The sequence below is a fragment of the Micromonospora sp. ATLC16 genome (assembly GCF_057196645.1).
In genome coordinates this window covers 1-9,497 of record NZ_JBXUOW010000114.1, presented here as the reverse complement: position 1 = coordinate 9,497, position 9,497 = coordinate 1, and the positions used below count along the sequence as shown (strand labels likewise).

The 9,497-nt window shown below is 71.7% G+C and carries 6 protein-coding genes and 1 pseudogene; 3 read left to right on the top strand and 4 right to left on the bottom strand.

The features are described from left to right. Positions 1 to 452: Rv3235 family protein (locus tag AC2CHE_RS25890; RefSeq protein ID WP_484507449.1), on the top strand; the 452-nt coding region annotated here is incomplete at its 5' end. Between the two features lie 120 nt (positions 453 to 572). Here AC2CHE_RS25890 and secA read toward each other — a convergent pair. Then, positions 573 to 3,503: a preprotein translocase subunit SecA gene (secA, locus tag AC2CHE_RS25885; RefSeq protein ID WP_484507448.1), complete on the bottom strand. Its 2,931-nt coding sequence runs from the start codon at positions 3,501 to 3,503 to the stop codon at positions 573 to 575. A 169-nt stretch (positions 3,504 to 3,672) separates the two neighbouring features. On the opposite strand from secA, the gene AC2CHE_RS25880 reads away from it, so the two are divergent. Together AC2CHE_RS25880 and AC2CHE_RS25875 are read left to right on the top strand one after the other, a co-directional pair. After that, positions 3,673 to 4,818 carry a GNAT family N-acetyltransferase gene (locus tag AC2CHE_RS25880; RefSeq protein ID WP_484507447.1) on the top strand — a complete coding sequence of 382 codons (1,146 nt, stop codon included), beginning with the start codon at positions 3,673 to 3,675 and terminating at the stop codon, positions 4,816 to 4,818. Further along, positions 4,815 to 5,942 (top strand): annotated as a pseudogene (locus tag AC2CHE_RS25875) (GNAT family N-acetyltransferase). Before AC2CHE_RS25880 ends, AC2CHE_RS25875 begins: the two are co-directional and overlap by 4 nt. 86 nt (positions 5,943 to 6,028) lie before the next feature. On the opposite strand, the gene hpf reads toward AC2CHE_RS25875, so the two are convergent. From hpf to AC2CHE_RS25860, 3 genes are all read right to left on the bottom strand, one after another. After that, positions 6,029 to 6,682, bottom strand: coding sequence for a ribosome hibernation-promoting factor, HPF/YfiA family (gene hpf, locus AC2CHE_RS25870; RefSeq protein ID WP_484507446.1), 654 nt, complete (start codon positions 6,680 to 6,682; stop codon positions 6,029 to 6,031). Between the two features lie 246 nt (positions 6,683 to 6,928). Then, positions 6,929 to 7,591: a ComF family protein gene (locus AC2CHE_RS25865; RefSeq protein WP_484507450.1), complete on the bottom strand. Its 663-nt coding sequence runs from the start codon at positions 7,589 to 7,591 to the stop codon at positions 6,929 to 6,931. 43 nt (positions 7,592 to 7,634) lie between these two features. Beyond that, positions 7,635 to 9,434 carry an LpqB family beta-propeller domain-containing protein gene (locus AC2CHE_RS25860; protein ID WP_484507445.1) on the bottom strand — a complete coding sequence of 600 codons (1,800 nt, stop codon included), beginning with the start codon at positions 9,432 to 9,434 and terminating at the stop codon, positions 7,635 to 7,637. Positions 9,435 to 9,497: the final 63 nt, after the last annotated feature.

Here is a 9,497-nt window from a genome sequence, read left to right as displayed (position 1 = left end):
CGCCGGGGGTGCCGTGGTCGGGTGAGCCCGGCCGGCCCACCGGATCCGGGCCGGCGGGGCCCGGCCACGCGCCGGCCCCGCATCTGCCGGCTGGGGCCCTGACCACAGCCACTCCGGCGGCCACCCGGGTCGCCCACCGCTTCGTCGCCACCTGCCTGGAGGTGTTCAACGGCTTCCGGCCGCCGATGCAGCTACGGCGTCAGCTCGACCCGGCTCGGGTCGCCGTGCTGCTGCCCGAGCTGGCCCGCGCCACCGCGCACGGGGCACCGGCCCGACGGCGCTCGGCGCGACCCGGGGTGCGGCTGCGTCGACTGCGTGTCTGCGAGCCTCGTCCCAGCGCCATCGAGGCCGCCGCCGTACTCACCGGCGCCGGTGGTCGTAGCTGGGCGATGGCGCTGCGCCTGGAGCAGCGGCGCGGCACCTGGCTCTGCACCGACCTGCGGGTCCTCTGACCGACCGCCGCGGACGGGAGCCCGGACGAGATCGCGCCCGGATCCCGGGGCGAGTGGCCGGGTTCGCGGTGCGAGGCCACTCAGCGCAGGATCGGGCGCGATCTTTCGGAGTCGGCGGGATCAGCCGGCCGAGGTGCCGCCGGGCGCACCGTGGCAGCGCTTGTATTTGCGACCCGAGCCGCAGGGGCACGGCGCATTGCGGGACGGTCCGTTGCTGGCGGTCGCCTGCCCCGATGCAGGCTGCTGGCGGGAGTTGCCGGCCGGAACCGCCGGACCGCGCAGGCCGCCGGCCGGACGCTGCGGCGCGGTCGGTGCCGTGCGCCCCGGTGCCGCCGGGGCGGCCTGGTCCGGACGGCCGATACCGAGTGCGGGAGCCCGCTGCTCCTCACGCTGCACGGCGACGCCGCCGGCGCCGGCCTCACCGTCGATGGTCGGCGCGGAGTACTGAAGCCCCTGCTGGTGCGGCGCACGCCCCAGGCCCTTGGCCCGGATCTCCACCGGCTTGTCCAGCAGCTGGACCTCCTCGGCCTCCGGCTCCGGCTCGTTGACCTGCACCTCAAGGTTGTAGAGGAAGCCGACCGTCTCCTCCTTGATGCCTTCCATCATGGTGGCGAACATGTCGAAGCCCTCACGCTGGTACTCCACCACGGGGTCGCGCTGGGCGTACGCCCGCAGCGAGATGCCCTCCTGGAGGTAGTCCATCTCGTAGAGGTGCTCACGCCACTTGCGGTCGATGACCTGGAGCAGCACCATCCGCTCCAGCTGCCGGGCGCCCTCGGTGCCGAGCTGCTCCTCACGCCGGTCGTACGCGGCGTTCGCGTCCTCCTTGAGCCGGGCGAGCAGGAAGTCGGCGTCGATGCTGGCCCGCGACCCACCGGCCTCCTCCTCCAGCTCCTCGATGGTGATACCCACCGGGTAGAGCTGCTTGAGGCTGGACCACAACTGCTCAAGATCCCAGTCCTCGGCGTAGCCGTCCGAGGTGGCCCCCCGCACGTACGCCTCGATGGTGTCGTCGATCATGTTGCGTACCTGATCGGACAGATCTTCGCCGTTGAGTACGCGCAGCCGCTCGGCGTAGACCACCTGGCGCTGCTTGTTCATGACCTCGTCGTACTTGAGGACGTTCTTGCGGATCTCGGCGTTCTGCCCCTCGATCTGGGCCTGGGCGCTCTTGATCTGGCGGGTGACCATCTTCGACTCGATGGGCACGTCCTCCGGGATGTTGAAGCGGTCCATGACCGCCTCCACCGCACCGGAACGGAACCGCTTCATCAGCTCGTCCTGCAAGGACAGGTAGAACCGCGACTCGCCCGGGTCGCCCTGGCGGCCGGACCGGCCACGCAGCTGGTTGTCGATCCGCCGGGACTCGTGTCGTTCCGTGCCCAGCACGTACAGCCCACCGGCGGCGGCGACCTCCTCGGCCTCCGCGTCGCAGGCCTGCTTCCACTGCGGCAGGACCTCTTCGAGGGCCTTGTCGTACTCCTCGGCGTTCTCCAGCGGGTCCAGCCCACGCTGGCGCAGTTCGTTGGCGGCGAGGAACTCGGGGTTGCCGCCGAGCAGGATGTCGGTGCCCCGGCCGGCCATGTTGGTGGCCACCGTGACCGCGCCCTTGCGGCCGGCCTGGGCGACGATCTCCGCCTCGCGGGCGTGGAACTTCGCGTTCAGCACCGAGTGCGGGATGCCCCGGCGGGTCAGCAGCCGGGCCAGGATCTCGGAATTCTCCACCGAGACCGTGCCGACGAGCACCGGCTGACCTGCCTGGTGCCGCTCGGCGATGTCCTCGATCACCGCGTTGAACTTGGCCTGCTCGGTCTTGTAGATGACGTCGGCCCGGTCCTCGCGGATCATCGGCCGGTGGGTCGGGATGGTCACCACGCCGACCTTGTAGACCTTGTTGAACTCGCCCGCCTCGGTCTGCGCCGTACCGGTCATGCCGGCGAGCTTCTCGTAGAGGCGGAAGTAGTTCTGCAGGGTGATGGTGGCCAGGGTCTGGTTCTCCTGCTTGATCTCCACCCCCTCCTTGGCCTCGATCGCCTGGTGCATGCCCTCGTTGTAGCGGCGACCGTGCAGGATGCGGCCGGTGAACTCGTCGACGATCAGGACCTCGCCCTCGCTGACGATGTAGTCCTTGTCGCGCTTGTACAGCTCCTTGGCCTTGATCGCGTTGTTGAGGTAACCGACCAGCGGAGTGTTCACCGACTCGTAGAGGTTGTCGATGCCGAGCCGGTCCTCGACCTTCGCCACGCCGCGCTCGGTGACCGCGATGGTGCGCTTGGCGTAGTCGACCTCGTAGTCACCCGCGCCGTCCTTGCCCGACTGGAGACGGGCCACCACGGCGGCGAACTCGCCGTACCAGCGCGCGGAGTGCTCGGCCGGGCCGGAGATGATCAGCGGGGTCCGGGCCTCGTCGATCAGGATGGAGTCGACCTCGTCGACCACGGCGAAGTTGTGGCCGCGCTGGACCAGCTCGTCCTTCGACCAGGCCATGTTGTCGCGCAGGTAGTCGAAACCGAACTCGTTGTTCGTGCCGTAGGTGATGTCGCACTCGTACGCCGCGCGGTGCTCGGTCGCCGGCCGGTTGGGCAGCACCACACCGACGGTCAGACCGAGGAACTCGTGCACCCGCCCCATCCAGGCGGCGTCCCGCTGGGCCAGGTAGTCGTTGACCGTGACCACGTGCACGCCCTTGCCGGACAGTGCGTTGAGATAGACCGGCATCACCGAGGTCAGGGTCTTGCCCTCACCGGTCTTCATCTCGGCGATGTTGCCGAAGTGCAACGCCGTGCCGCCCATCACCTGCACGTCGTACGGCCGCTGGCCGAGCACCCGGGCCGCCGCCTCCCGGCAGACCGCGAACGCCTCGGGCAGCAGGTCGTCCAGGGTCTCGCCGTCGGCGAGACGTTCCCTGAACTGCTCGGTCATGTCCCGCAGCTCATCATCGGTGAGGTTGACGTAGTCGTCCTCGATCGAGTTGACGGCGGCGGCGATCGCCTTGAGGCGGCGCACCATGCGCCCCTCGCCCGCACGGAGGACCTTTTCCAGAATCGACACGGATCAACGCTCCCCTAGACAGTCTCGAACCATCGTAGGCGTTCCATCCGGCCGATGGTCACTGGTGGCGGTGGCCGGCCGCCGCGAAACCGACATAACACTCCCCGCTCCCGTCCGCGTCCCGGTTATCCGGTTACGCCGTGCGCGAACGATCCGGCACGATGGCCCGGTGGAGCCCGTGGAGATCACCGAAGACGGCCTGCTGCTGCGGCGGTGGCGAGCGACCGACGCCGACGCCGTCTACCGCGCCTGCCAGGATCCGGACATCCAGCGCTGGACCACCGTACCTCGCCCGTACCGGCACGAACACGCGCAGAGCTTCGTCGCGGACCGAACCCGCCGGTGGGAACTCGGCACCGCGGCGGCCTTCGCGGTCTGCGACGCCGTCAGCGGCGAGGTGCTCGGTGCCTGCGGACTGAACACCATCGACCGCAACCACGAACTCAGCGAGATCGGATACTGGACCGCGCCGTGGGCGCGTGGTCGGCGGGTCGCCGTCCGGGCCGTACGAGCCGTCGCCCGGTGGTCGTTCGACGAGCTGAAGCTGCGCCGGCTGCTCTGGAGTGCCCAGGTGGGCAACCACGCCTCCCGGCTGGTCGCCCTGCGCTCCGGCGTCCGGATCGAGGGACGGCTACGGGCCGCCGACCCCGCCGGCGGCGCCCACGAGTGGTTCGGCACGTTGCTGCCCGGTGACGTACCGGCACCCGGCGAGGTCGGCCCGGCCGGTCCGGGCACCCTGGACGCGCGACGCGCGGTCGTCTTCGGCCGGCCGCAACCGACCCTGTTCGCCACTGCCGGCACAGGCGAGCTGAGCCTGCGCCCGATGGAGGAACGCGACCACGACGCGATCGTCACCACCTGCCGGGATCCGGAGACGCTGCGCTGGACGACCGTGCCGGAGGGCTACACGCGGGCGGACTCCGAAGATTTCCTACGGTTCGTGCGAGCCACCTGGGCCGCCGGCACCAGCGCCAACTTCGTCTTCACCGATGCCACGGACCGGTACGCCGGCTCCATCGACCTCCGGCTGTCGGCCACCGACCCGCTGCTGGCCGACGTGGGCTTCATGACCGCGCCGCACGCACGGGGGCGGGGCTACCAACCGGCGGCGTTGGCGGCCCTCTGCACCTGGGGCTTCACCACCCTGGGGCTGGCCCGGATCGAATGGCGGGCCAACGTCGGTAACGTCGCCTCCCGGCGGGCCGCCGAGAAGGCCGGTTTCGCGGTGGAGGGCACCGCCCGTGGGGGCCTCAACCACCGTGGCACCCGGGTCGACGTCTGGGTCGGTGCACTGCTCGCGGAGGATCTGTCATGAACGAACCTCAGGGCAGCGAGCAGCGCATCGAGGCGCACGGCGTGCGGCTACGGCCGTTCCGCCTCGACGACGTCGAGGACGTCGCGGCCGGCTGCGCCGATCCGCTCACCCGGCGTTTTCTCGACAGCCTGCCCGACCCGTACACCGAGGCCGATGCGCGCTGGTGGATCACCCAGGGCGCGCCGGCCGCCTTCGCCAGCGGTGGGGCCGCGTACGCCGTGGCCGACCCGGCGACCGACCGGCTGCTCGGCGCCGTGGGCCTGAGCCACCCGGTGCCGCAGCGGGGCCAGGCGGAGATCGGCTACTGGGTGGCACCGTGGGCGCGCGGCCGAGGGGTGGCCACCGCCGCCACCCGCGCCCTGTCCGAGCACGCCTTCGCCGGCGGCACCGCCCGGTTGGAACTGCTCACCCGGGTGGAGAACACGGCCAGCCAGCGGGTCGCGCTGGCCGCCGGGTTCCGGCCCGAGGGGGTACGCCGGTCCGCGACACCGGTCCGGGGCGGGGACCGGCGGGACCTGACGGTGTGGGTACGGCTCGTCGACGACCCGCCCGGCCCGTCGCCGTGCCCGCTGCCGGACCTGCCCGACGGCCGACTCGTCGACGGGGTGGTCGTGCTGCGTCGGCTCGGACCGGACGACACCGAGCAGGCGTACCGCCTGCACAGCGATCCGGAGGTGGCGGCCAGCCGGGTGCCCCCGGGGGCGCCGACCTGGGACGAGATCAAGCGACGCTGCCAGGGTGCGGAGAGTCAGTGACTGGTCGGCACCGCCGCGGCCATGACCATCCTCGACGCCGTCTCCGGGGAATTCGTCGGCAGCTGCATGCTCCTCCCCGATGAGCCCGCCAGCGACCAGGCGATGCTTGGCTACAGCCTGCTGCCCCGGTGGCGCGGACACGGCTACGCCACCCGGGCCGTACGACTGCTCACCCGGTGGGGGTTCGACCACGTCGGCCTGTCCCGGTTGTGGGCCGGCACCCTGCCGGAGAATGCCGCCTCCCAGCGGGTGCTGGAGAAGGCCGGCTTCCGGCGGGAGGGGCTGCTGCGCGGCCGGCTGCCCGGCGCGGCCGGCAGCCGGGCCGACTCGACGATCTACGGTCTGCTACCTACGGATCCGGTGGCCTGACGGCGGCCGGCGGCGCCGGCGGCCCAGGTACGGTGCCGGGACGGCGGCCCGGGTCGGGTGGGTACCGACCCGGGCCGCCGTCACGGTCAGATGTCCAGCGAGATGATGCCGTAGTCGTAGGCGTGCCGCCGGTAGACCACACTCGGGCGGCCGGATTCCTTGTCCTGGAAGAGATAGAAGTCGTGGCCCACCAGTTCCATCTGGAACAGGGCGTCGTCGATGGTCATCGGCTCGGCGGGATGCACCTTCTCCCGGGCGATGTGCCACGGCTGATCGTCGGCGTACTCCTCCTCGGGCCGTTCGGCCAGCGCGGTGGCGGTGCCGGTCTCCACGGCGGCGCTGCTGCTGGTCTCCGCGGGGGCGGACAGCGCGGGGAGGTCGGTCACCGGCAGGCCGGCGGTCGCAGCGGCGACCGACAGCGGGGCGTGCCGGCCTCGGTGTACCCGACGCCGGTCGGCCGCGCGGCGCAGCCGGGAGTCGAGCTTGGCGATCGCCGAGTCCAAAGCGCTGTAGAAGTCGCTGGTGCAGGCCTCGGCCCGGATCACCGGGCCACGGGAATAGCAGGTGATCTCCACCCGCTGGCAATGATCGGCCTGGCGCGGATTGCGCTCGTGGAACAGTTCGACATCGACACGAATGAGCTTGTGGTCGTAGCGTTCGATCTTCGCAAGCTTGTCTGCTACGTGCACCCGGTAATGGTCCGGCACTTCGACGTTACGGCCCTTGACCACGATGTCCACGTGACCTCCCTCGTTCGGACGGTCTTCGATCCGGAACTCCGGTCGTGCCCGGGGACGGCCCCATTCGGCGCCGACCGGTCAGTGCGGCTACGCCTCCTCTCACCGCCGGGGGTGGTGGGATGGCCTTCCTACCCCCAACAGCCAAACGCTAACTCCTGTTTGCCCACCAGTCACCCCCGGTCGCCAAGACCGCCCGGAGAATTTCCACACCTCATACACGAAGGGGTGAAACGGAAACACGATCAGTCACTGTTGGTGCCTTTTCCGGGTCGCGGCAAGCACCGCCGCCCCGTACGGCGACAGACCGCGCACGGTCAGCACCCGACTGACCGCCGCGAGGGTCACCCCGGTGGTGACGATGTCGTCCAGCAGGACCACCCGCGCCCCCGCAATGGCCGGACCGCGGCCCGAACGGGCGCGAAAGGCGGCCGTGGCCGCCGCCGCCCGACCGGCGCTGTCCAGCGTCACCGAGTCCGGTCGGGGCGCGGCACGTACCGCGTTGTGCACCCGCACCGGCCAGCCCGCCGCCCGCAACCGACGGGCGCAGTGCCGGGTCAGCCGGGCCAGGTGATCCCCGTAGCGGGCCCGGGCCGCCGCCGCGGTGTCCGGCACCGGCACCAGCAGCACCGGCCCCACCGGACCGACCGCCGCAGCGACGACCTCGGCGAGCAGCGCGCCGAGTGGCCGGGCCAGACCATGCCGGCTGTGTTCCTTGTACGCCAACAGCGTCTCCCGCAGCGGCCCGCCGTACTCGCCAAGGGCGTGACAGGGCGGTAGACCGGGCGGGGCCGGAACAGGTCGCACCGGACCGGGGCGCAGCGCCCGCAGCGCGGTGACGCAGTCCGGGCAGACCCCGTGCCGCAGCCCCGGGCGGCGTTCCCGGCAGCCGGCGCAGTCGGTGGGCAGCACCAGGTCGGCCAGGTCCGCCCAGAGCCCGCCCGTCACGGCCTGCTCAGTAGAGAAAGACGGGGGCGGTGGGGTTGCCCGGACGTACCCCCGCCGGCGGCGGTGTCACGTCCTGGACCTGGTCGCGGTTGATCCGGTCGAACGGATTGCTGCGGTACGCCACCCCGTTCGCCTCGTACATGAACGAGCCGGCCAGCGGGGACCGCTCGGCGGTGGCCGGGTACGCGGCGAGGTGGTCGACCTGGCTGCCGGTGTCCTCCCGCAGCGGGGTCTCCAGGGCGCCGTCGACGGTCACGTCGTAGATCGACGGTCGGCCCGCCGAGCCGGCCACCAGCAATCGGTTCGCCGCCGACCAGTCCACTGCGGTGGCGTCGGTCAGCGAGCTGACCAGCCGTCGGGCCGGTCCCACGGTGGGCACCCCGCCCTCCCAGTTGATCGCGGCGACGTGCAGCGTGCCGTCGACGATCAGCGCCAGCCGGTGCCCGTCCAGGGCGGGCGCCACCGCGGTCACTCGGCCCGGCAGGCTGAGCTGCACCTGCCGCGTCGCCGCCTGGCCGTCGAAGCGGTAGAGCCGGCCGTCGGCGACCACCAGGCCGGCCGGGCGGGCACCGTCGCTGCGGATCCAGACCGGGCGGCTCATCTCGGCGTACCTGCTGGGGCCGGTGGTGAGGGTTTCCACCACGCCACTGCTCCGCCCGACGGCCAGCCGCTGCCGGCCGTCCTCACCGGCCACCACGACGGCGACCAGGACGTCCGCGTTGACGCGACGCAGCCCGGCCGAGACGATGTCGTGGTTGACCTCGGGCGCCAGCGGTACCGAGCCGGCGGCCTCGCCGGCCACCGTCAGCGAGTGGATCGCCCCTTCGTAGACGCAGTATCGCCGGGCGTTGACCTCGATCAGGTCCAGCGAATTCAGCCTGCGCTGCTCCGCGAGGTCGATCACCTTGCGGGACTGGTTGAGGATCTTCACCTCGACGGTGCCGTGCAACTCCCGCAGGGACCACGCCAACTGGGTAGCGAACTGCTCCAGCCGGCGCTCGTCAGCGCCCGGCATGTCGAGGTTGACCTCCCACCGGCCGTCCGAACCGGTGGCATTGTTGATCATCTCGGTGCGGTCGGGCAGACCGGAGACGCCGATCCGCAGCCAGTCCGACGGGCCGGCGGTCAACCACCGGACGACCTCGCTCACCCGCCGCTGCGACGGTACCGCCGAGGACAGGTATCGCTGGTCGGGCACGAGCTGGGTGCGATCGGAGTTCCAGAAGTAGATCGCCTCCGCCTGGTAGTACCGGCGCAGCGCGTCGTCGCTGAGCAGCAGCACATTCGGCGGGTCGCTGACGTAGTAGCCGGCATCGTCCTCACCGGCCGGGCCGGCACTTATCAGCCGGAACTCGTACGTCGACTCGGTGGCCACCGGCGGCACCAGCGTTCCGTTGGCCCGCAGCAGCCCGACCTGCTGCACGCTGATGGTGACCTTCATGCTGTCCACGTCCGGCTCGATCACCGGGTCGTCGGTGAGCCGCACCACCGACAGCGCCACCTCGCTGCCCTGCTTGTTCGGCAGCCCGCTGCGGTCTGCGGTCGCGATGAACCGCTTCACCCGCTCGTACGCCCGGTCGGGCTCGCCGGCCGCGGCGGCCAGGAAGTTGCGCACGAACGCCTCGGCGTCGCTGCCGCTGGCCTCCCGCGTCGGCGGCTCGGTACCGCGTCCCAGCGACCAGTTCGTCTCCGCGGCCGGCCCCCGCTGCTCGATCTGCACCTCGCTGCGGTCGGGAATCCCGCAGCCGGCGGCGACGCCCAGCACCAGCACGCCGCCGATGGCCCCGGTCAGCAACCGTCGCCTCAAGAGCCCACCTCCGCGCGCGGCTGTCCGGCCGCCGGCACCGCGTCCGGGGCCGGGCCGACGGCG